22 protein-coding genes are annotated in these 23,791 nt (G+C 40.3%); 20 read left to right on the top strand and 2 right to left on the bottom strand.

The features are described from left to right. Positions 1 to 311: 311 nt before the first annotated feature. From ACIQZD_RS12900 to ACIQZD_RS12845, 12 genes are all read left to right on the top strand, one after another. Positions 312 to 1,394, top strand: a complete 1,083-nt coding sequence (locus ACIQZD_RS12900; RefSeq protein ID WP_402902945.1) for a hypothetical protein — start codon at positions 312 to 314, stop codon at positions 1,392 to 1,394. Further along, positions 1,381 to 3,549 (top strand): molybdopterin oxidoreductase family protein, encoded by a 2,169-nt coding sequence (locus tag ACIQZD_RS12895; RefSeq protein ID WP_402902942.1) that lies wholly within the window; start codon positions 1,381 to 1,383, stop codon positions 3,547 to 3,549. Before ACIQZD_RS12900 ends, ACIQZD_RS12895 begins: the two co-directional genes overlap by 14 nt. Beyond that, positions 3,550 to 4,110, top strand: a complete 561-nt coding sequence (locus ACIQZD_RS12890; RefSeq protein ID WP_061462858.1) for a 4Fe-4S dicluster domain-containing protein — start codon at positions 3,550 to 3,552, stop codon at positions 4,108 to 4,110. It abuts the gene before it with no gap. An 11-nt stretch (positions 4,111 to 4,121) separates the two neighbouring features. Next, positions 4,122 to 4,649 (top strand): Rieske (2Fe-2S) protein, encoded by a 528-nt coding sequence (locus tag ACIQZD_RS12885; protein WP_402902937.1) that lies wholly within the window; start codon positions 4,122 to 4,124, stop codon positions 4,647 to 4,649. 186 nt (positions 4,650 to 4,835) lie between these two features. Further along, positions 4,836 to 5,147, top strand: coding sequence for a hypothetical protein (locus ACIQZD_RS12880; RefSeq protein ID WP_096338631.1), 312 nt, complete (start codon positions 4,836 to 4,838; stop codon positions 5,145 to 5,147). Continuing rightward, positions 5,134 to 5,421: a hypothetical protein gene (locus ACIQZD_RS12875; protein ID WP_402902933.1), complete on the top strand. Its 288-nt coding sequence runs from the start codon at positions 5,134 to 5,136 to the stop codon at positions 5,419 to 5,421. Before ACIQZD_RS12880 ends, ACIQZD_RS12875 begins: the two co-directional genes overlap by 14 nt. Further along, entirely contained in the window at positions 5,414 to 6,919 is a 1,506-nt protein-coding gene (locus tag ACIQZD_RS12870; protein WP_402902930.1) for a nitrate/nitrite transporter, read from the top strand. Before ACIQZD_RS12875 ends, ACIQZD_RS12870 begins: the two co-directional genes overlap by 8 nt. 198 nt (positions 6,920 to 7,117) lie before the next feature. Further along, positions 7,118 to 7,768, top strand: coding sequence for a sensor histidine kinase (locus tag ACIQZD_RS12865; protein WP_402902927.1), 651 nt, complete (start codon positions 7,118 to 7,120; stop codon positions 7,766 to 7,768). An 89-nt stretch (positions 7,769 to 7,857) separates the two neighbouring features. Then, complete coding sequence (locus tag ACIQZD_RS12860) at positions 7,858 to 8,511, top strand: response regulator transcription factor (protein WP_402902924.1); 654 nt, start codon at positions 7,858 to 7,860, stop codon at positions 8,509 to 8,511. Beyond that, positions 8,501 to 8,962 carry a GAF domain-containing protein gene (locus ACIQZD_RS12855; protein WP_402902920.1) on the top strand — a complete coding sequence of 154 codons (462 nt, stop codon included), beginning with the start codon at positions 8,501 to 8,503 and terminating at the stop codon, positions 8,960 to 8,962. Before ACIQZD_RS12860 ends, ACIQZD_RS12855 begins: the two co-directional genes overlap by 11 nt. Before the next feature lie 23 nt (positions 8,963 to 8,985). Further along, positions 8,986 to 10,713: a sensor histidine kinase gene (locus tag ACIQZD_RS12850; protein WP_402902915.1), complete on the top strand. Its 1,728-nt coding sequence runs from the start codon at positions 8,986 to 8,988 to the stop codon at positions 10,711 to 10,713. A 258-nt stretch (positions 10,714 to 10,971) separates the two neighbouring features. Next, positions 10,972 to 11,727 (top strand): IclR family transcriptional regulator, encoded by a 756-nt coding sequence (locus ACIQZD_RS12845; protein WP_402902912.1) that lies wholly within the window; start codon positions 10,972 to 10,974, stop codon positions 11,725 to 11,727. 226 nt (positions 11,728 to 11,953) lie between these two features. Here ACIQZD_RS12845 and ACIQZD_RS12840 read toward each other — a convergent pair whose 3' ends face one another. Continuing rightward, positions 11,954 to 12,976: an NAD(P)H-dependent amine dehydrogenase family protein gene (locus ACIQZD_RS12840; protein WP_402902909.1), complete on the bottom strand. Its 1,023-nt coding sequence runs from the start codon at positions 12,974 to 12,976 to the stop codon at positions 11,954 to 11,956. Between the two features lie 558 nt (positions 12,977 to 13,534). Between ACIQZD_RS12840 and ACIQZD_RS12835 the strand changes: the two genes are divergently transcribed. The 5 genes from ACIQZD_RS12835 to ACIQZD_RS12815 all read left to right on the top strand — a co-directional run bounded on the left by ACIQZD_RS12835 (position 13,535) and on the right by ACIQZD_RS12815 (position 18,474). Then, complete coding sequence (locus ACIQZD_RS12835) at positions 13,535 to 14,815, top strand: MFS transporter (protein WP_402902907.1); 1,281 nt, start codon at positions 13,535 to 13,537, stop codon at positions 14,813 to 14,815. 349 nt (positions 14,816 to 15,164) lie between these two features. Continuing rightward, positions 15,165 to 15,953 carry an SDR family NAD(P)-dependent oxidoreductase gene (locus ACIQZD_RS12830; RefSeq protein WP_402902905.1) on the top strand — a complete coding sequence of 263 codons (789 nt, stop codon included), beginning with the start codon at positions 15,165 to 15,167 and terminating at the stop codon, positions 15,951 to 15,953. 200 nt (positions 15,954 to 16,153) lie between these two features. Then, positions 16,154 to 16,948: an alpha/beta fold hydrolase gene (locus ACIQZD_RS12825; RefSeq protein ID WP_402902902.1), complete on the top strand. Its 795-nt coding sequence runs from the start codon at positions 16,154 to 16,156 to the stop codon at positions 16,946 to 16,948. A gap of 68 nt (positions 16,949 to 17,016) precedes the next feature. After that, the gene (locus tag ACIQZD_RS12820) at positions 17,017 to 17,265 is read left to right on the top strand and encodes a ferredoxin (RefSeq protein ID WP_350302385.1); all 249 of its coding nucleotides are present in this window, start codon (positions 17,017 to 17,019) and stop codon (positions 17,263 to 17,265) included. Positions 17,266 to 17,481: 216 nt separating this feature from the next. Continuing rightward, complete coding sequence (locus tag ACIQZD_RS12815; protein ID WP_402902899.1) at positions 17,482 to 18,474, top strand: NAD(P)/FAD-dependent oxidoreductase; 993 nt, start codon at positions 17,482 to 17,484, stop codon at positions 18,472 to 18,474. 323 nt (positions 18,475 to 18,797) lie between these two features. Here ACIQZD_RS12815 and ACIQZD_RS12810 read toward each other — a convergent pair whose 3' ends face one another. Then, positions 18,798 to 19,706: a LysR family transcriptional regulator gene (locus tag ACIQZD_RS12810; RefSeq protein WP_402902896.1), complete on the bottom strand. Its 909-nt coding sequence runs from the start codon at positions 19,704 to 19,706 to the stop codon at positions 18,798 to 18,800. A gap of 438 nt (positions 19,707 to 20,144) precedes the next feature. On the opposite strand from ACIQZD_RS12810, the gene ACIQZD_RS12805 reads away from it, so the two are divergent. The 3 genes from ACIQZD_RS12805 to ACIQZD_RS12795 all read left to right on the top strand — a co-directional run bounded on the left by ACIQZD_RS12805 (position 20,145) and on the right by ACIQZD_RS12795 (position 23,698). Continuing rightward, a complete protein-coding gene (locus ACIQZD_RS12805; protein WP_402902893.1) occupies positions 20,145 to 21,119 on the top strand; it encodes a TAXI family TRAP transporter solute-binding subunit in 975 nt (324 codons plus the stop codon). Between the two features lie 85 nt (positions 21,120 to 21,204). After that, positions 21,205 to 21,711, top strand: coding sequence for a DUF1850 domain-containing protein (locus ACIQZD_RS12800; protein ID WP_402902890.1), 507 nt, complete (start codon positions 21,205 to 21,207; stop codon positions 21,709 to 21,711). Then, positions 21,704 to 23,698, top strand: a complete 1,995-nt coding sequence (locus ACIQZD_RS12795; protein WP_402902887.1) for a TRAP transporter permease — start codon at positions 21,704 to 21,706, stop codon at positions 23,696 to 23,698. Before ACIQZD_RS12800 ends, ACIQZD_RS12795 begins: the two co-directional genes overlap by 8 nt. Positions 23,699 to 23,791: the final 93 nt, after the last annotated feature.

Below are 23,791 nucleotides of genomic sequence, written 5' to 3'. Positions count from 1 at the left end.
TAGACCCCGTTATGCAATTCGGAAGTGGGGTGAAGTCGAATACATCTTTCACCCCAAAAAACTTGGAATCTTGAAACCTAACACCCCCACGTGCTTATTTAATTATTATCCCACTCCCAATCTAATAAGTTGATAAGGGGAATAAAGGAACTTTAAAGAAATGGCCGTTCTGATATCAGAACGGCTTTTTTTATTTTCAAAAGTTAAGGGGAATTTTCCAATAGGATGGGGAAGTTCCCTGATATCGAACAATCAGGCAAGATCTTACAATAAGGGTATGGTAATTGTTTGTAATGAGGAGGAATTTAATAATGCAGGCAAAAGTCGCAGTAAATCAAAAAACAGGAAAATCGATTGATGATGCTTTTGCATCACATTTTGCCAAGTCTATGTTTCTAGCAGTTTGCGGACTTGTATCCTTATCGTTTATAGGGACGAGAATGTTTACACATGTGGATTTAAACCTTTATGGCTATATGGTGGGGACGTTTATTTTTATTGGGGGTTTCTTTTACAGATTTATCGCATGGGGAGAAAGGCCGCCAACAAAGGTTTTTATAAAAAAAGGAATCAAAATTCTCTTTAGAAGATCAACGCCCAAAACAACAGTCGAACATTTAGCAACATACAATTTCATCTGGAATAGGGGAATTTACCGATGGACCCAGCACGTTCTAATGGGCTGGGGCTGCATACTTTCCTGCTTTGTGACATTTCCCCTAGTATTTGGATGGATGTACTTCACAATGGACGACAACGGTTACTACAACATCATCGCAATGGGGATCCAGGTAATGACAGTGCCAGCTGATGGGCTTATTGCGAAGTTATCATATAACGCACTGAACATTACTGCTGTAATGGTCATTGCCGGAGTATGCATGGCTCTTTACCGCCGTTTGAAAAATATGCAGGCAAGGGCGGAACAAAAATTCATGTATGACTTCCTTCCATTATTCATGCTGTTATTGGTCAGCGTTACAGGATTGGCATTAACGTTCATGAACATCTTTATGCACGGTTCAGGACAGCCAGCCATGTCCCTGATTCACCAGTGGTCAGTCATTATTACTTTGATTTATCTTCCGTTCGGAAAACTTGCTCACATACCTTTCCGCCCACTGAGTGTATTTGCTAGAAACTACAGAGAGCATTATGCGGAACAATCCATGAAAGAATGCAAAGTTTGCGGTAATGAGTTTGTTTCAACAGAACAATCAAATGATGTCATAGAGGTTCTCGGCAGGAATGATATAGAATTTCAAACGAAGGATGGCCACCATCTCGCCGAAATGTGCCTACCTTGCCGAAGAAAATACCGGATTGCCCAATTTTCAGGTTTTCCTATCCACGAGGTAAAAGTTAAGGAGGCTAACCAGGATGCAAAGGGATAAGTTTTTCAAAGAAGTAGAGAATGTGTTACACCCTAATGAAACATTGGTTAAAACGCATTGTGCATATTGTGGAATGCAGTGCGGGATGAATTTAAGGGTAAATGTAGCGACAAATAAAATCATTGGGGTTGAACCACGTTATGACTGGCCGGTAACTGTTGGGAAAATGTGTCCAAAAGGGGTTACAGCTTACCAGCAGACGAATCATGATGATCGCATTTTAACACCGCTTATTCGTGATGATGCATCACTAAAGGGAACAAAGGAAGGCTTCCGAGAAGCAAGCTGGGATGAAGCATATGATTTAATCGCGAAAAAATTCAGTGAGCTTCAAAAAAAATATGGAAAAGATACATTATCCGTTTTCAGCGGCGTATCAATGACGAATGAAAAATGTTATTTAACAGGGAAATTTGCACGTGTGGCTCTTGGCACGCGCTACATAGACTATAATGGCCGATTCTGCATGTCTAGTGCGGCCGGGGGATTCCTTCGTTCTTTCGGCGTAGATAGAGGTTCAACATTACCCTGGACGGATATTCATGAAACGGATTGCTTATTTCTTGCTGGAAGCAACACAGCAGAATGCCATCCAACTTCCATGTTCAGAGTCTGGAACGTTCAAGAAAGGGGCGGTTACATTATCGTGGCGGATCCCCGCGAAACGCCTGTTGCGAGAAGGGCGGATGTCCATCTTGACTTGAAACCGGGAACGGACCTTGCCCTTGCTAATGGAATCTTAAATCTATTAATTCAAAATGGTTATGCAGATGAAGAATTTATTAATAATCATACAAATGGATTTGAAGAAACAAAAGAGCTTGTAAAAGAATTTACACCGGAATATACGAGTGAGCTTACAGGTGTGGCACCGGAAAAGATCATTCGCGCAGCAGAGATTTATGGAAAATCACCGAATGCAGTTGTCATGTTTGCCCGTGGAATTGAACAGCAGCATAAGGGCGTTGACAATGTTTCTGGATATACAAACATGGCGCTTGTGACAGGTAAGATTGGCCGTCCGAAGTCTGGTGTAGCAACTTTCACTGGACAAGGAAACGGACAGGGTGGACGCGAGCATGGTCAGAAAGCGGATTTATTGCCAGGTTACCGGAAAATCACGAATCCTGAGCATGTGAAAGAAGTTTGTAACGTATGGAATATCACTCCGGAGGAAATGCCTAAGCCTGGCGTTTCGGCTTATGAAATGTTTGAACTGATGGAGCAAAAAACGATTCGCGGATTGTATCTGCTATGTTCCAATCCTGCAGTATCTGCGCCTAACCTGAATTTTGTCAGAAGTGCGATGAAAAACCTGGATTTTATGTTGTGTTCAGATTTCTATCTTTCCGAATCAGCAGAGTTTGCGGATGTGATCCTGCCTTCCGTAACGTGGTCGGAAGATGAAGGTACAGTTACAAACCTTGAAGGGCGAATTATTAAGATAAATAAGGCACAAGAACCAATCGGAAAATCTAAGCCCGATTGGCAAATACAAGTAGAGCTTGCAGAACGTCTTGGGAGAGGAAAATATTTTTCCCATATGAAAACTGCAAAAGATGTGGCAGATGAATTCAGACTGGCCAGTAAAGGCGGAAATGCCGATTATTACGGCGCCACATGGGATAAGATTGACAAACAGGATGGGGTATTTTGGCCTTGTAAGGATAAAAATGACAAGGGAACGCCGCATATGTTCTTGGATAAAAAATTCTATCACGCAGACGGTAAAGCGAAAATTTGTGCACTTCCTTACCGTCCCCCTGCTGAGGAGCCAGATGAAAAATATCCGCTTCGTTTAACTACTGGACGTGTCGTTTACCACTATCTTTCAGGGAACCAGACGAGAAGAATTCAGTTCCTTCGTGATATGTGTCCGGAACCTTACGTGGAAGTACATCCGGATACAGCAAAAAAATACAATATGGACCATGAGGATAAGGTCCGCCTGTTTACCCGAAGAGGTGAGGCAATCTATAAAGTGAAAATTACAGAAGCAATTCGCGAAGACACTGTATTTGTTCCATACCACTTTGGGCACGAGCAATCTATCAATCTATTAACCATTGCAGCGCTTGATCCAATGTCCCGTATGCCGGAATTCAAGGTCTGTGCAGCCCAAATGGAAAAAGTCGAAATAAAGAAGGTGCAATAAATGAAAAAGAGGCTCTACTTAGAACTTGAAAACTGCATAGGATGCAGGTCATGCCTAGCGGCTTGTACACAATGCGGAGGGCATGAAGAGCGGAACAGAAACTATGTATATGATGTAAACCCTCTGGTCAATCGGCAAACGATGCCTCTTATGTGCCTTCATTGCGTAAATCCTGCCTGTGCTAGGAGTTGTCCGGCCCAGGCAATCCAAATCCATGAGACAGGGGCCGTATTATCAGCACTCGTTGAAAAATGTATCGGCTGCCAAAATTGTACGATTGCTTGCCCATATGGAATACCGAAATTTGACACGGAACAAAACTTAATGTACAAATGCGATTTATGTATCGACCGGACAAAAGACAGTATCCCGCCAATGTGTGCAAGTGTTTGTCCTTCCAATACACTTCAATGGTTGACAGATGAAGAAATTGAAAATAAGAGAAAACAATTTAATCTGGATAATGGAAAATGGGTGACAAGCCTTCCTTATCTTGAAAGTGAAACGAACGTTAAGGTAAATCTCCCAGGTATTTTACAGGGGATAACCAAGCTATATTAGGAGGGATTAAGATGCCGTCAGATAAAAATAATAAAATTCCCTTTAATGAAGATAATTACACTCATAATATTGAACGGAATAATGAAAGAAAGCTTGACAGACGTGGGTTCATGAAAACAATGGTGGGTGCTGCAGGGGTATTCGCGATTTCCTCCCTCCCTTGGGGAGCGATTGCGGCTAAAGAATTGATGGGTCTTGGGGAAAAGGAGTATCCTCACAAAAAAATCACCGATGTAAGCAAACTTGCCATAGGTGACGCAGTGGAGTTTAAATTTCCAGGGGATCATGATGATGCCATTTTGATCAGATTGTCTGAAACGAAATACGTAGCATACCAAAATGCATGTACACATCTTCGTTGCCCGGTATTTTGGGTGAAAGAAGAAGGTGAAATGATCTGTCCTTGCCATCATGGGAAATTTGATGTTGAAACAGGTGTTCCGACTGCCGGGCCGCCAAGGAGGCCCCTGCCTGAGATTCAGGTGAAAGTGGAAAATGGGGCGGTATACGCAGTAAGGGTGAAGCGTTATGAAGTTTAAGTTTATCGGTGTCGCATTGCTTTGTGCCTTCTTGATGATGAATATTGTATTTACCCAATTTATGGTTCACCAATTTTATTATGAAAATTATATAAATGTACTAATATTTGGTGGATTGAACATTGTTGTGTTTCCCTTAGCGTTTTTTACATATAAAAAAACCAAAAACGAAAAGGCGTGAATCGAATGAACAGCGAAACTTACATTGATTTTTGTTTTGTTAAAGTAGCATCCGTAAACTTTGCTTCTGAAATCAATAAGCTGCTTTCAGACCTTTTTAATGGCTTCCGCCTTAACTGGTATTTGGATGAAAAGTCAATGAACGGGATAGATATTGTTGTTGCAGAAGTAAAGGGAATGAGTGGATGGGAATCTGAAGAAGAAACAATTGAATTTATCGAGAATCATGCAGATGATAGATTCTGGAAATACTTACAGGGTTATCAAATAAATGTATACAGTGCAAAGAGAGGGTGCAATACATGTGGAACACATTAATTTGGAAGGTTTACAATCATTAGTCTCGGAAAAAGCCAGAGTGTCAATCTTGGATGATGATGGGCAGGATAAAGCGCCTTTTGTTACTAAAACGATAGATAAGGTGGAGATTTGTCCTGACATGACCCATATACGCATTTATTTTGATCACCTTAATTTTTTCGCTGTCCCTTTGGCATGCAATATGGCTCGAAACAAAAATGAGTGGTCAGCTTTTGACGCAAACACGGGTTTACAATATGTAATTAGAAGAGAGAGTGATCAGAATGATTAAGAAAATACAGCTTCCATTACAGACTTTAAACTTAATAGTAGGATTTATGGTATGGGTATTAATTTCTTCCCTGATGCCCTTTATTAAAGAAGACATTGCTATACCTGAAGGTCAGCTTGCACTGGTGACAGCCGTTCCGGTTATTTTGGGATCAGTACTTCGTATCCCCCTTGGCTTTTACGCCAATCAGTTCGGGGCAAGGAAAATTTTCCTGATTAGCTTTATTTTACTATTGTTCCCTGTTTATTATATCAGCATTGCCGATTCCCTTGCCGATTTGTTGATTGGAGGACTTTTCCTTGGTATTGGCGGAGCCGTATTCTCTGTTGGGGTAACTTCTTTACCTAAGTATTATCCAAAGGAACGTCATGGCTTTGTAAACGGAATTTACGGTGCAGGAAACCTTGGCACGGCAGTATCGGCTTTTGCAGCACCCGTTGTAGCTGAGAATTATGGATGGTCAACAACTGTACAGCTTTATCTTGTGATTTTGGCAGTCTTTATCACAGGCAACTTTCTGTTAGGGGACAAAAAAGAGCTGAAAGTAAAAACACCGCTATTAGAACAAGTGAAGAGTGTCTACAAAAATGAAAAACTATGGCTGCTAAGTTTATTTTACTTTATAACATTCGGTTCTTTTGTTGCATTTACTATCTATCTGCCAAATTTTCTTGTAGCTAACTTTGGATTGGATAAGGTTGATGCCGGTTTAAGGACAGCAGGCTTTATTGTTCTTGCTACCCTTATGAGACCAATTGGCGGATGGCTTGCAGATCGTTTTCATTCTCTCATGCTGCTCATGTTCGTTTTTGGAGTGTATACAGTTTCAGCGATGATCCTATCATTCGCTCCATCAATTGGCTGGTACACTATTGGCTGTTTGAGTATTGCCCTATGTGCTGGAATGGGAAATGGAGTCATTTTTAAACTGGTGCCGATGTATTTCCAAAAGCAGGCTGGTATTGTGAATGGTATCGTTTCCGCTATGGGCGGTTTGGGAGGGTTTTTCCCGCCATTAATTTTATCCTTGTTATTCAATATAACAGGACATTATGCAATCGGGTTCATGGCGTTGTCAGAAGTTGCCCTCGCAAGTTTGATTTTAGTTGTTTGGATGTATTTCCAAGGCAAAATGGAGCTTGCCAAAGAAGTGATCGATCATACAATAGAAGGGATCCTTATTACCGATACCACCGGTAAGATCATTTCAGTAAACCCTTCGTTTTGCAGTATTACGGGTTATGAGGAAAATGAAGTAATTGGTAAGAACCCTAGTATACTTAAGTCAGGTAAACAGCCCCAAACTTTTTATGAGGATTTGTGGAAATCCATTGAGATAAATGGATTTTGGCAAGGTGAAATCTGGAATAGCCGAAAGGATGGACAGCAATATCTGCAATGGCTGACCATTAGTTCGATAAAGAATGATGCGGGGGATGTCGTTCAATATGCAGGTATGTTTAGTGACATTTCAAGTCATAGAGTGAAGAAAGCATAAAATGAACTGCGCGCATGAAATGATTGGATTTGAAGGCTGAATTGGAGTTTTCAAGAACAAGAAGTTCTAATGCTAGGTCTCTGGTGGGAAAGAAGGTATACGTCAGTGTTCTCACCACTCCGCCGAAAGTGAAATCGGGAGAGCATGTCGCATTTTGAATGGCCAATAATCAGCGACTATTGAAGAAGGAGGGTGGGAATGAATACTCAGCCACTTAAAAACAACATCAGTTCTTATATCATACAAACACATGAAGAAGAGATTAAAAGAATTGCCATGGAGCTTCATGAAGGTGTGGGCCAGTCCCTTTCCAGTCTCTTTTCCGGAATGCAGCTCATTGAAACGGCAATCGAACAGCCTGCCATGAAAATCTATGCAGGTGATATGAAACAGCTATTGGAGAAGGCAATACAAGAAATCAGGCTTTTGGCTGTAGAATTGCATCCTCCTACCCTTACGACTTTTGGGCTTATTTCAGCTATAAAAAGCTACATAAAAATATACACTTCAACCTATGGAATTGAGGTTGAGATGGAGAATCTGGGAATTGAATCGCAAATCTCTGATAGAGACAGCATTACACTTTTCAGGGTCTGCCAAGAAGCATTGGTGAATATAGCAAGGTATGCTGATACAACAAAAGCAAGCATAATATTCAAATGGGACAAAAGCATGTTATTAATTATGATAAAAGATTCAGGGAAAGGGTTTGAGGTTGAAGCCGCCATGAATAAGTTGAGCGGGCTTGCTGCCATGTGTGAAAGAATGCATTTGATTGGCGGGGATTGTACCATTTTTTCAAAAATAGATGATGGGACTTCTATAGAGATTTCTCTGCCATTATATTAAAATGCTAAACAAGGGGTTTGCGAATTGTGCAATCCCCCTTGTTGTTTCATATAACGATACAAACACGAACAAAGCTAGGGGGAGCTGCTTTGATAAAAATTTTGCTTTGCGATGATCACGCCGTTGTAAGAATGGGCTTAAAGATGCTATTAAACAATCATGCTGATATGGAAGTCATAGGGGAAGCTTCAGATGGGAACGAAGGAATAGAACGAGCACTAGAGCTTCATCCTAATGTGGTAGTCATGGATTTAAGCATGCCTCATGGGAAAGATGGCTTATCGGCTACTTCCGAACTGAAAAAACTAATGCCTGAGGTAGCCATATTAATACTTACCATGCATGATGATGATGAATATTTGTTCAGAACTATTCAAGCGGGAGCTTCAGGATGTATTTTAAAAAGTGCACCACATGAAGAATTATTGGTAGCCATCCGATCATTATCGAACGGAAATGCTTACCTTCATCCATCTGCTACAAAAAGGGTAATGGAAGAATATTTAGGCAGTGTGAAGCAGGGAACCGCTGATTCTATCAATCTGTTGTCTGACCGTGAAAAAGAGGTACTTACGTTGATTGCGAAAGGGTTTTCCAATAAAGAAATTGCCGGACAGCTTGTCATAAGCGTGAAAACGGTTGAAAGCCATAAAGGAAACCTAATGGAAAAGCTCAAGATGAAAACAAGGCATGAACTTGTTGCATTCGCTTTAAAAAAGGGGTTATTAGGGTATGGAATTTAACGGGGACAGTCAATCGAAAGAGGATCAACCATTTAAAAAAGCGTGTGAACATGTATTAGAAGAAATGAATGGTGATTTTGTAGGCCTTGCCTTACAAAACAGAAAAGGTCCTGACATAAGCTGGCATTATGCCGCCGGAAACAGAAATGATAAGTACAAAAGGATAACTGTTAGATATGGAAAAGGAATAGCAGGTAGGGTCATATCAACGGGGACGCCGATGAAAATTGAGGGTTTTCCCAATAATATCCACGGCAAAGCTTTAGATTATCCCATCATGCTTGCGGAAAATCTCAGTTGCGCCTTCGCAGTTCCGATTCAATTTAAAGGTGTTCCCAAGGGGGTATTATTAGTAGGTAAACGAACAGCTCAGCCTATTTCTGAAAGCGACCAGCATAAAATCCTTGATGCAGCGAAAAAACTGGAAAAGGAATTGAACAGCTCAATTTAACATGGCAACAAGGAGGATTATGTATGGACTTGAAAAAACATTTGGAAATGGAAAAAGGGGTTACGCCTGGATCTAGCGATGCGACAATCCTTGTCAATGATTCTGGAGTCATCTCTTTTGCGAATCAACAGGTATATGAAAACTTTGGTTATGATCATCATGAATTGAACGGGGAAAAGCTTCTGAATCTTATACCAGGGGTAAACCTGCAGCACAGCGGGGAAGGGGAGATTATCCACCAGTTGGGGATCCACCGGGATGGTCATGCTTTTTCGCTTTTTTTCAGGGTGAACTCCTTTCAGCTTGCGAAAGAGCTTTATTACTTAATTGTAGTCCATAAAGTGAAAGACCAATCACGGATTAACCAGCAGCAATCCTATCCGATAAATGAACTGGTTGATTTAATTTACGCACTTGATGAATCAACGATTGTTGCATTTACGGATGAAAAGGGCAAGATAATAAACTTTAATAAGAAATTTTGTGAGGTATCCAAATATTCAGCAACAGAGCTTATCGGGAAGGACCACCGAATTATCAATTCAGGTTATCATTCAAAGGAATTTATGCAAGAGCTTTGGCGAACAATTTCATCAGGAAGTGTTTGGCGGGGTGAAATAAAGAACAAAGCGAAGGATGGAACTTATTATTGGGTGGATACCACAATTGTCCCTTTCTTAAATGAAAAAGGGAACCCTTATAAATACCTGGCAATTCGGAAGGAAATTACCGAATATAAACGAGTTTTAGAGGAATTGGGGAAATTTGTAAATAAAATGGCCGATTTCCAATTTGCTTTGGATGCTTCCTCAATTGTAGCAATTACCGATCAAAGAGGGACGATCAAATATGTCAATGATCAATTCTGCCGGATTTCAAAGTTTTCAAAAGAAGAGCTGATCGGACAGGATCATCGAATTATTAACTCGGGATTTCATTCGAAAGAGTTTTTCAACAATCTTTGGAAAACAATATCATCAGGGGAAGTATGGAAAGGCGAAATTAAAAATAAGACCAAGGATAATACTTATTATTGGGTGGATACGACAATCGTTCCATTTCTTGATGAGTTCCAGAAACCTTACCAATATTTAGCGATTCGTTATGAAGTTACCCAGCGTAAGCTTGCGGAAGAAGAGGTTCAGAAAATGACCGGGAAAATTATTGATGTGCAGGAAGAAGAAAGAAAACGTATTTCCCGAGAGCTTCATGATGATATCGGACAAAACTTATACAGCCATCTCATAACGATTAACAGACTGCAGACAGAAATGGATCATCCCCTGTTAGATCAGATGCAAGATGAAGCGACCGAAATTATCGAAGCACTCCGGCATCTATCCTGGGAATTAAGGCCATCGGTACTTGATGATCTTGGACTGTTCCCTGCCATTCGCTCTTTAGTGGGGCAATTTTCAGAGCATCATCATATCAAGGTCCATTTTGAATGCTATTTGAATTGCCGTCTGAATACAAACAAAGAAATTACCATTTATCGTATTATTCAAGAGGCATTAACAAATATTAGGAAATATGCTCAAACCGAAGAAGCTACAGTGACGATCCAGGAAATAGAGGAAGAAGTTCGTGTAGAAATAGAAGACAAAGGAAAGGGCTTTGATATAGAAAAAGTTACCCGTGGAGTAGGCTTATTCAGTATGGAGGAAAGAGCCAGAGTTTGCGGCGGAAACCTTATCCTTCATTCTCGTGAAGGGAAAGGGACAAAAGTAATATTGAAAATGCCTTTGTAGTGGATGGATTTTCGTAATGATCAAGTAACTTAATCCGCTAAACGCTTCAGCATTTCCCATCAATACTCGTTCTATGGGCTTGCGGGATGATAAAATGATACGATCAAATTGAAAATAATGCCGGAAAATCAAATGAGAATACAGTCAGAGCATTCACGAAATAACAATGAATACGGTTATTTTCCTTACATCCTTTCTTCCATGTTTTATAATAGAATGATAGTTAAGGAAAACATGTATCATGAAAGGAGACATTGTATGCAGGCACATAACAAAACGGTCGTGAAATCCATGCAAATCCTAACCCTTTTCATAAATCATCCAAAACTGACCTTTAATGAAATGATGGAACTTACCAATTTGCCGAAAACGTCGTTACACCGTATGGTGGGATCATTGGAAGAAATGGGGTTTTTAACAAAGGACGATGATGGCCACTATTCACTTGGACTGATATTCCTGCAGTTTGGTCAACTGGTTGGGGAGCGTTTGGATATCAGGTCAATCGCCTATCCCATCATGAAAGACCTGCGGGATGATGTTGAAGAAGCAGTGAATTTAATTGTGAGGGATAAGGATGAAGCGATGTATATTGAAAAGGTGGACACCCTGCAGCCTGTTCGACTTTATACATCCATTGGAAGGCGTTCGCCATTGTATGCTGGAGATTCTCGAATCATCCTAGCGTATTTGCCTGAAGAAGAGCGTGAAAATTATTTGGGAATCATTCAATTAAAATCAATCGCCATTGGAACGATTACGGATAAAACTGAACTCCGTCACGCTTTGGATGAAGCGAGAATGAATGGTTACACGATAACTTCATCAGAACTTGAGGATTATACAAAAGCGGTGAGTGCACCGATACTCAATGGTAAAGGTGAAATAGTAGCTGGTATTAGTGTGGCTGGGATTGAAGCAAGGTTTCAGGAAAATCGCTTGCCTGAATTGATTGACAAAGTAACGAAAGCTGCCAAAGCCATTTCCATGAAACTTGGTTCTCAAACACATTAATGAAAATAGAAAAATCATGTCATTTTCGGAATATATTTTTCTGAAATAAGATAACTTTCATAAGATAGTCGATTCCTACATACTACATATAGGAAGTAAAGCCACCGCTTATGGTGTTTTTTTGTCATGCTGGCATGCTCAGCTGAACCAAAACGAAAAGGTGAACCATTAGGGGTTCACCTTTTCCAATATCGTAAAACTATATCGCAAGATTGTTGGTTAGCCATTAAATATGCACAAAGTCTGATTGATCTATATTCCTCGGCACCCCGATGTCAGCCATTGTAAGTAAACCTGGTTTACGGAGGGCATCAATTTGCTTAGCGGTATTAATAATCATTGCTGCGGTTGCGGTATCTCCAAAAATGCCGTTTGGAACAATCAACCTTTGGGTTTCGTTCCCCTCAATAACGATTTCATCTTCCTGTTTAATACCTGCAGACATCGTTAAATCCAAGGAAATTTCCTTTCCGTCCACCGTCTTGCCAGTGGAAATTTGATGAAGCCCATTAACATCCCCTGGTTTTAAGGCAGTTAGCGGAACGGTCATATCTTCGCTTGCAATCGTGGGTTCTATGGTATTGGTTACACTTGATAGTTTCCAATTCAGCCCATAGGCGATTAACCTGACAGACTCCTCAAGACCTACATGCCCAATTTTATTCCGTTCAGCTAAAAATTCAAACTCCTCTCTGGTCATCCCGATTCCGACCTTTTTTTGTAAGGGGAGGCGCCTTTTCGAAACATCTACTTTACGATTGACCTTAATTTGGTTAACCGTGGTCAATACAGTTGTAAATGAAATGGCCATAGTATCCATGATGTACCCTGGATTGATTCCGGTCCCTATGACACTAAGCCCTTTAGCTTTAGCATAATCATCTATTTCCTTTGCAAGTAGGGGGTAGCGATGCCAAGGGAAGGAAAGCTGTTCACAGGTGGAAACCACTGAAAAGCCGTGATCTAGAAGTTCTTTGATTTGAGGCCATACTTGTTGTGCGTCGGAACCGGTTGCATGTAGGGCGATAGGGTGGTCAGCTTCATTATTTACATCCTGTATATGAGAGACTACACACTTGTTGGTTTCCTTTTCATGGATTAGTAACCCAATATCCTCTCCTACCTTATCGGGATCAATATCGACAACACCGATAATAGATTGCGGATTCGTTTGATAAGCACTGCGTAGAATTTCAATTCCGATGGGGCCCAGCCCGAATACTGCGAATTCAGAATAGTGCATAGACATTCATCACTCATCCTTTCAAATAACTTATAACAAAATGCTAACATTGGCTGATAAATAATAAAAATAGTTAATTTTTATATATTTATAATGAATCGTTATAAAAGGAAAGACGGCAATGAATGAGGTGAATTAGTGGAGTATCATACTTCAATTTGGGGTTACATATCGCGGGAATTGTGAAATGGCGGTTCACGCCTCAAGCGGCAGCATCTTTTTGGAATTATTTACCTAAGGCTCGAGAATTAGCAGTAACGTTATCCGGTTTTATGTGATAAAGGGTTAAGGTATTGTTTCCGGTTGTTTCAATCGAAGCAATACCTTTAATAGTTTTGTATATAAAACTACTTTTTCTGTTGGGAAAATATTAACCTGAATATTATTGACTATTATGAAAATTCAATATAACATTAAATATCGGTAACATTGTTTTTTATATAAAACAATAGTTGCTGCTATCTTTTGAAAGGGGGAATTGGTGAAGTTGATAGTTTGACAGGCATTTTCTTTATCGAAATCATGAAAGTGCATTCAAAAGAACTGCTATAAGGGGGAAATAACATGTTACAAGGTCAAAAAAGATGGTTGTACATTGCGATTCCTATTTTTTTCTTCTGGTTTTTCGGTCAGATTGATAAAGTAGGTATCTCTGTTATCCAAACCGATCCGGGATTTTTAAGTGATCTTGGTTTAACTGGCCCGGATAAAAATGCGAAAATTGGCTTGATCTCCTTTATATTCATGATTTCATACTCCTGTTCCAATATTTTTTGGGGAGTTATCATCGACAAGTTAGGGGCACGGAAAACAGCAGTTTTAGGATTGCTGGTATGGACAGCGACAATGGTAATGGGCGGACTGTCCACTTCATACGAAATGTTTTTAATCAGTAGGGTAATCCTCGGAATTGGGGAGGGTATGATGATCCCGATATCGGGAAAATTCATTTCGAATTGGTTTAATAAACGAGAGCTTGGCAGGGCACAGTCATTCTGGATCACTGGAAACTACCTTGGCCCGGCAGTGGGTACCGTTATGCTCATACTAATTATTTCAACGTTTCATTGGCAGGCCGCGTTCTTTGGTCTCGCCGCTTTTAACTTGTTTATAAATATTCCAATGTTCCTGTTTTTGGCTCGTAATACGCCAGAAGAGCATCCGCGCATGAGTAAAGAAGAAGTCTCCTATATTCGCCAAAAAGACGAAGCGGATGATGTGCAGTCGAAGCAATTCTTTGCAAAGGATTATCGTTATTGGATTGTCTGGATTGGCAATTTGATGTCGTCCTTTCTTTTCTTTGGAATCAGTATTTGGCTGCCTACATATCTCGTTGAGGCCAAAGGGTTTGAAAGGGAAGCAATGACTGGTATTACTTCATTATCGTGGCTATTCGCGCTTGGATTTGTCCTGGCTGGCGGATTTCTGGCAGACAAAACGAAGCGTCCGAGTTTACTTGCGACGATTCTTTTCATACTAACAGCTGTATTTTTGACAATCGCCGTCATTGCACCAAATCCTATTTTCGCTGGCGTTTCCATGGGGCTCGCCATGGGAACTCAAGGAGGAATGTTTCACCTGACCAATTTCTTCATCATCAAATTTTCAACTCCTGAAACGGCTGGGCGCGCAGCCGGTTTAATGGGATTCACAAATATTATGGGGGGATTTTCAAGCTATATTATGGGGTGGAGCCGCGATTTGTCTGGCGGTGATTTTGGACCCTCCATTGCCATGCTGATTGTAGCAGCCATTCTTGGGTTTGTGGCGTACTTATTTATGATTAAACAAGAAGTTGCCGAATATCACCTAAGTAATGCGACAGGAAAAAAAGTAACACTATAAGCGCTAAAAAGTTAATATGTTTTTTAAAAGGGTTTCTCGGTAAGATTTGGCGCTAGAATCTTACTGAGAAACCACAAAAAAAATCATACTTTTTGACGAGCGCAGTAGTAAGGATAACCGCAGATTGATATAGATAGTGTATTCCCGAACGATTGTTTCAGTTTTTTTACATTGACAATAAAGCGATTACATTTTAGAATTATTTATATAAAAAACGTTGTTTTGTATATAAAACATAATGTGGTCGTTATAAAAAATATGTGCTCGCATGCAAGACCGTAAACTTGAAGGAACCGATCTTTGTATAACCGTTCATCACGTTTGAAAGATAATAGAAGGGGTGGAGACAATGGGCATGGCCTTAAAAGATAAAGTCGTATGGATTACAGGGGGAGCTTCTGGAATTGGAGAGGCTGTCACTCGCCGTTTTATACAAGAAGGAGCAAAAGTGAGCATTATCGGCCGCTCTAAAGACACGTTAGCGAAAATGAAGGAAGAATTTGGAGAAAATATCCTTACTTATCAGGGAGATGTAAGCAAATACGAAGACAATGAGCAAGCGGTCCAAGCTACTGTTGAGCAATTCGGAAAGTTGGATGTTTTCGTGGCGAATGCCGGCGTGTTCGATGGATTTGCCAAATTTGCCGATGTGACTCCTGAGGCGCTTTCCGAAGCGTATGATTTCCTTCTCAATATTAACGTAAAAGGCTCTTTTTTCGGGGCGAAAGCTGCTCTTGAAGAACTGAAAAAAACAAATGGCAATATTATTTTTACCGTCTCCGGTGCAAGTTTTTATCCAGATGGCGGCGGTGTTTGGTATACAGCGAGCAAACACGCCCAAATTGGATTGATGCGCCAGCTTGCGTTCGAACTATCTCCTTCCATCCGGGTAAATGCGGTAGCCCCAGGGGGGACATTGACAGCACTTACTGTGATCCCGCCGCTGCGTCCATTTGTGAAAATCATCGATAACGATACGAAAGCAAGCAGCATTAAAAAACGGAATATCCTTCAACTTGCCCAGATGCCGGAAGATCACGTTGCGGCGTATGTACTGTTAGCTTCCGACGAATCACGCGCAATCACCGGTGAGGTCATTTCCAGCGATGGCGGATTGTCAGTGCGAGGACTTGGCTAAGCTGGCACAGTTTTTAATACTGTTTTAGCTAAATTAAAAGGGAACGGAAGTGGAATTTCCTGCTTAACTTCAGGATAGGAGGCACTTTCATAATAGAAACGAAAGCTAGTTCCAAGCGAAATATAGAAATTTTTTAGAAAGATATTTCAAGTACAGGTGTTATAAGAATCAGAGATTCACCTTAAAAGGGGATTGATATTATGCCATACGTAAAAGTAGAAGATTTAAGCATTCATTATGAAATAGAAGGTCATGGAGAACCTTTAGTATTATTACACGGCATGAGCAATAATTCACAGTCATGGAAGGAGCAATTCCAGGAATTAAAGGAGCATTATACAGTAATTGCATGGGATGCACCGGGTTATGGGAAAAGTTCAGATCCAGCAGAAGAATTAAAGTATTTCAAAGAGTTTGCACGTATTCTGAAAGGCATGCTAGATCAGCTAGAGTTGGAAAAAATCCATCTGCTTGGCCATTCAATGGGAGCGGCAATCGCGATAGAGTTCTGTAGCCTGTACCCTAATAAGATTAATAAACTTATATTGGCCGATTCGACAAGAGGGGCTGATGCTCTAACCCCAGAGGAGAACGAGACGAAATTGAAAAATCGATTATTTTCAATTGAAAACCTTTCTACTGAGGAGATCGCGGAAAAGAGGATACAAGCATTGCTATCTCCCCATGCTTCAGAAAAAGTCTATAAGCGAGTAAAAGAGATTATGACACAGATAAGACCGGCAGGATATCGTTCGGTAGCAAATTCACTTTATCATCTAAATCAAATGAGTTTGTTATCTCATATAGATGTCCCTGTTCTTGTAATTTGTGGTGAGTTGGATACTGTAACTCCTATAAAGGAGTCGGAAGCAATTCATGAAGAGTTAATGAACTCCCGGCTCGTGATAATTCCAAAAGGCGGGCATTTGTGTTATCAGGAAAATCCTGAAAAGTTTAATTCGAGCATTTTGGAATTTTTGAACGATATTGAGTAGGAAAAGGCTTCTACAAATGCCTTAGTAAAAAACCAGGGCCTAGATAAAGAGAGGAATGGATAGAAAAAATGGCTAATTATACAATCGTGGATAAAGAAACTTGTATTGCTTGCGGAGCTTGTGGTGCTTCAGCTCCGGATATTTATGATTACGATGAAGAAGGTATTGCGTTCGTTATATTGGATAATAATGTTGGGGCAGCGATTATACCTGATGAACTTGAGGACGATATGATTGATGCTTCAGAAGGATGTCCAACCGATTCTATAAAAGTGGCTCAATTATCCTTTGATGGTAACCCTAATAAATTTGAATAATAATTCTAGGTGCGTTTGTGACAGATAATAGCTTTATAGATTTTTAAACTGGTGACCTATCCAGATTGTCTTTGAAAGGGTGGATAAACAATTGCTCTTATCCATCATTTCTGGAATTGGAAAAAGGAAGAATTACTTGTAGGCTAGTACATCCCTTACAACCAATAAATGATATTCAGTATGAGCAACCATCCTGGAAGAAAAGGAGTGATTACATTGACAGAAGAAAAAACGGTCTATGACATAACAATTATTGGCGGCGGCCCAGTTGGTTTGTTTACGGCGTTTTATGGAGGAATGAGGCAAGCAAAGGTGAAAATCCTTGAAAGTCTGCCTCAATTGGGAGGACAGCTATCAGCTCTTTATCCCGAAAAATTCATTTATGATATAGCTGGATTTCCAAAAGTAAGGGCCCAGGAATTGATAGATAATTTAAAAGAACAAATGAAAGTATTTGAACCAACAATTTGTCTTGAAGAAGCAGTTGAACAGATGGAAAAGCAAGCAGACGGAACATTTAAAATCACTACAAACCTCGATACTCATCTTTCTAAATCAGTAATCATTACTGCTGGAAATGGAGCCTTTCAGCCCCGTAAACTGGAATTGGAAGATTCAACACAATTCGAAAATAAGAATTTGCATTATTTCGTGAATGATATGAACCGCTTTAAAGGAAGAAAAGTGGCGATTCTTGGCGGTGGGGATTCTGCTGTTGATTGGGCCCTTATGTTAGAGCCGATTGCTGAAAAGGTAACATTGATACACAGAAGAGATAAATTCCGTGCCCATGAACATAGTGTGGAAAAATTAGTGAATTCCTCTATTGAGGTCAAAACACCTTATATTCCCTCCGAATTGGTAGGAGCAGAAAGAATTACGCAAATTGTTTTAGAACACACTAAGACGCAACAAAAAGAAGTGATTGATATAGATGATTTAATTATTAATTACGGATTTGTCTCTTCTCTTGGTGCGATTAAAGAATGGGGACTAAACATCAACAAAAATGCAATTGTCGTTAATTCCAAACAAGAAACCAATATTCCAGGCATTTATGCAGCAGGGGATATTTGTACATATGATGGAAAGGTTAAATTAATTGCATCCGGATTTGGTGAAGGTCCTACGGCAGTCAATAATGCCAAAGCCTATATTGATCCGATGGCGAAAGTTCAGCCGTTGCATAGTACTTCCTTATTTGGCTAACCTCTATCTAGCTACAAGGCTCTTCTGAAGAAATGAATGAGTACATAGGCGAGACCCTTAAAGATGGATAGGGGTGGGCGATTGTCCTGAATTTAATGGAAATGAAAAGTAAATAGAGGCTTTCCAGGTTTTGTTGCCTAACAAAGGGAACAGGCTAATATGACAGTAAAATAAAAAGTCGAATTCCTTCTCAGCAAGGAATTCGACTTTTTAGATTGTTTTAACCAATACCCGTATTGTGATACTCCGCTTAATTCTTCGAAGACAAATTCCAGGAACTCCAAAAACATTTGTCGTTTTGCAGCCTTTTCCAATCTAGAATCTCATTTATCATGAGAATGATCATTCTCTAACGTTTTCAAAATATGCTTGGTCAGAATGGATGCATCCGAGCTTTTCCAAACTGCCGATATGGAACTGGATAATTCCGAGTTATCGATGTTCAAGGCTTTAACTTGGCTTTTTCCCAACAAACTCACCATATCTTCCGGCATAAGGGCTACGCCGAGGTTATTGGATATTAGATTGGCGATCGTCAGTAATTCAGAGCCTTTACATAATTCTTTAGGTGAAAATCCAGCAGTCATGCAAGCTTTTTCCAAAAGGAATTGAAGGGAGTGTGCTTGAACGGCATCATAATGGATAAAAGGTTCGTCTTTTGCTTCGTATAAATGTATCGCATCCTTTTGGGCCAGTGGATGATCAATGGAGACGACTAATTGTAAAGGGAACCTCATGAATTCAATCATGCTTAATCCTTCATTGGCGATGATGTTACTGTGAATGGGCGTTCTGATGAAACCGATATGATAATTTTGTTGGTTTACGAGTTTTACAGCCCTTGAGGATGTTGTTTCATGCACGTAAAACTCTGTTTCCGGGTATTGCCCCACGATCTTTTTCAATAACTTCGGGATATATATGCTAGCCGCAGAGGGTACGGTAGCTATCTTCAATTTAGGCTTGGGGATAGCTTTATTTTCAACTATGTAATTTACTGTTTTCTCAATATCTTCAAAGGAAGGAGCAAGTTTTTTATAGATGTACTCTCCTTCTTCCGTCAATGTAATTTTTCTTGTGGTTCGATTCAATAGTTTAAAGCCTAATTGTTTTTCGAGGGATAAAATCTGTTGGCTAAGTCCGGGCTGGGATATATGCAGGGTTTTGGAAGCCTCACTGAAACTAAGATGGTTAGAAACCTCTATGAAATAGCGGAGGGATAGGAAATTCAAACAATCACCCACTTCAGTTGGATTTGAAAATACAGAGCTAAAATGGCTGGTAAAAGAAAGGGTTGGACAGTTGATTGCCTCTCAAATAAAGCTGGATATAACGATTAAAGGCTAGGAAGATCCTTTTATAACATCTACTTATAAGTTTATAACAATAATATATTTCTAAAATGGAAGAGTCAATATTATCCTTAAAGAAAGGAAGAATAGGTAATAAAAGGTAAAATATTACTATTTGATAGCGAATTTCCCTTGTTTTTAATAGGTGTTTTTACACATTTAAGCTTGGTGATTGGATTTCTATAAAACTATTTAATGTATTACTAGTGCTTATGGACGGTGTGTCTAATTTTGTAAAAAAAGGGAAAGTAAGGTGGTCGGTAGAATAATAACATTATCATCTTTTGCAGATGATGAAAACACATGAGGGGGAGTTTTATGAAAAAATTTCATACGTGCTTTTTATTGGTCATGATTTTGACGGTATCCGGTATTATCACTGCCTGCGGAGACAGTAAAACAGGTGTCTCGGGCAGCGGAAACCAAAATTTGAGTTTGTTGACTGGTGGTACGGGAGGTACATACTATCCGCTCGGAGGGCAAATTGGAAAAATCATTTCCGATAAAACAAAAGCGAACATAACACCTCAGACATCTGGCGCCTCCGCCGAAAACATGGAAACGTTAAGGGCTGGAGAGGCTGAAATCGCTTTTTCGCAAACGGATATCGCCGCATATGCACTTGAAGGAACAGAAATGTTCGACGGGAAACCCATTGACAATATAATGGCGATCAGCTCTCTATATCCTGAAACTGTTCAAATTGTAACGACTGCAAAAAGCGGAATTAAATCAATCGAGGATTTAAAGGGTAAAAAGGTATCAGTAGGTGCTCCGGGTTCCGGTGCATATATCAATGCCATGCAAATCCTGGAGATTCATGGTTTGTCTGAGAAAGATATTAAAGGACAAAATCTGTCCTTCGATGAGTCGGCCGAAGGAATTCAAGCAGGAAATATTGACGCAGCTTTCATTACTGCCGGAACACCAACAGGTGCAGTTGAGGCGCTGTCCGTACAAAATGATATCATGATCCTGCCTATTGCAGAGGACAAAATTCAAGCATTGGTTAAAAAATATCCATACTATGCTGAAGATACAATTCCAAGTGGTACGTACAAAATCAAATCCGAGGTAAAAACAGTTGCAGTTAAAGCGATGTTAGTGGTTACAAAGGATCTTGATGAAGATTTAGTTTATGAAATGACTAAAGCTGTATATGACAACACAGATCAAATTACACATGCAAAAGGCAAGTTCCTTACAGCAGAAACTGCCCTAGAAGGATTAGGGGAAATGGAAGTGCATCCTGGAGCAGCAAAATACTTTAAAGAAAAAGGTGTTTCCAAGTAATGCAATTGGGTCGGTAGCTCGCTTTATGTGGCCTATCGGCTTCGTTTTTTTCTAAATGGGATATCTGGTTTTGAAAGGGGTACCTATGAAATTCAAGAGATTCATGGCATTTGGTATACCTCTGCTCATCGCTTTTTTATTCTTTTTTCCTTACAAGCATGTAATTGCCTTTTCCTTTGAGGACCAAGGGGAATTAATCGCATACTTTCCTTTGAAAAAAGAAAAAGAATTCAAGATTGAGTATACACACTCCATCCACCTCACGGATGTTTTGGAATCATATCGTTTATCGGATAAGCAAATCGAACAAACTGAACTTTCTTATCATGATTTTGCAGTCGGTATGCCTTCTAATGCGGAGGGGGAGGAAGTATTTGAAGAAAAAGACGGTACCTATTTCATAAAAAATATGAAACGCAATTTCACCCATATAGATTTACGGGTAGGACAAGTTAAAGCTAACCATCGTTTAATATATGATGAAAAACCATACACATTGGCAGACTTCATTAAACCAGGGACATGGGTCAGGATTTCATCGGAAAGAATTTCATTGTGGGAACAGTTGAAGGGAGTGAAGATTAGTGGCTGATAATGAAAAAATCAAATATTTAACCGAAGCGGAACAGCAGGAGTTATTGGAAAAATATGATCCAGAAGCCGGGACTAGGAAATTAACTGGTGTCTTGGGCCACATTGCGTTTTTTGGACTCCTGGCTTTTTCGCTATTCCAATTATATACTGCCATTTTTGGTGTTTTTACAGCACAAATCCAACGGACGATACATTTAGGGTTTGCACTCTCCTTAGTGTTTTTACTATTTCCAGCAAACCGGAAGAAGCGTGAAAAAGGAAAGTTTCAAATTGCCTGGTACGATATCATATTAGCGATCCTTAGTATCGGGGTAGGTGCATATTGGCCCTTATTTTTCGAAGATATCGTCATGAATGTAGGACGTTTGGGCGCATTGGATTTTGCCGTTGGTTTAATGGCCATTCTCCTGGTTTTGGAGGCAACCAGGCGTGCAGTGGGGCTTCCCATTATGGTCATTGCTTTGATATTCATTTTCTATGGAATTTTTGGACAGTATATGCCAGGATTCCTCGCTCATCGCGGTTTGACTCTAGAACGGATGGTGCAAACGATGTTCTTCTCGACAGAGGGCATTTTAGGCACTCCGTTAGCGGTGTCATCGACATTCATCTTCCTATTTTTACTCTTTGGATCCTTTCTAGTCCGAACAGGTGTCGGTCAATACTTCAATGATCTTTCAACCGCCATTGCCGGCAGAAGGATAGGGGGACCTGCAAAGGTTGCGATTTTTTCCAGTGCTCTCCAAGGAACGATTAGCGGAAGTTCTGTAGCTAATGTTGTCACTTCGGGAGCATTCACGATACCGATGATGAAAAATCTTGGATATAAGAAGGAATTCGCTGGGGCAGTGGAGGCAGCCGCTTCGACAGGCGGTCAATTGATGCCTCCGGTAATGGGGGCAGCGGCATTCTTAATGGTTGAGTTCATTGGGAATGGGATAACGTATTGGGATATAGCAAAGGCGGCTGCGATTCCAGCTATCCTTTACTTTTCAGGAATTTGGATCATGACCCATTTTGAAGCGAAACGACTTGGGCTGCGTGGGTTAACGAAAGAAGAGATGCCAAGTAAAAAGGAAGTGTTCGGCAAATTTTATTTACTAATACCGATCCTTGCCATTATTTTATTGCTCATGCTGAATATCACGGTTACACATGCAGCACTGTATTCCATTGCTATCTCGGTTCTTGTAGGTTTCATAAACAAGGATGTCCGTATGAAATTCATCGATATCATTTATGCATTGGTGGATGGAGCCCGAACGGCACTTGCGGTTGCAGCTGCAACCGCAGCAGCAGGAATTATTGTAGGAATCGTTACGAAAACCGGATTAGGGCTGAAGCTGGCAAATGGTTTGATCGATTTGTCTGGTGGATATTTGATTCCAACACTGATGCTAACTATGGTAGCGGCACTTATATTAGGAATGGGTTCACCTACGACCGCCAATTATGTCATCACATCGACGATTGCAGCACCTGCGATCATTTTACTTGGTGTTCCTGATTTATCTGCACATTTATTCGTTTTCTATTTTGGCATTATAGCAGATATTACTCCTCCAGTTGCTTTAGCGGCATTTGCAGCGGCAGGGGTGGCAGGTGGTGAACCGATAAAAACGGGAATTGAGTCATCAAAACTTGCTATCGCTGCATTTATCATTCCATATATTTTTGTTCTTTCCCCACAAATGCTGATGATCGATACAAATTGGATGGAGGTTGCCTGGGTCGTACTTACAGCAATGTCAGGCATGATTGCAATTGGTGCGGGTATTATAGGTTACTGGATGAGGGGGATGCACTGGTTAGAAAGAATCCTCGCGATAATCGTTGGTTTACTATTAATCTATCCTGAAACGATATCGGACATCATTGGGGTATCCGCTTTTATCGTATTACTGGCTTTACAATATCTTTGGAAGAGTGACAATCACCACAGCCCCAAAATCTTGGAAAATAACCAAAGCATAGAGAAAAATTGAGTCTAAGAATATCGTTCCTAAAAGTAAATGATAGAGCTGAACCATTCGGGGGGTGATTTTTTGAAGTGAAACATCATTGAGAACACAATGCCC

The sequence above is a fragment of the Peribacillus sp. NPDC096447 genome (genome assembly GCF_044762725.1).
Taxonomy (GTDB): Bacteria; Bacillota; Bacilli; order Bacillales; family DSM-1321; genus Peribacillus.
Note: the sequence above shows the minus strand (reverse complement) of the source record. Positions and strands in the feature narration are given on the sequence as shown.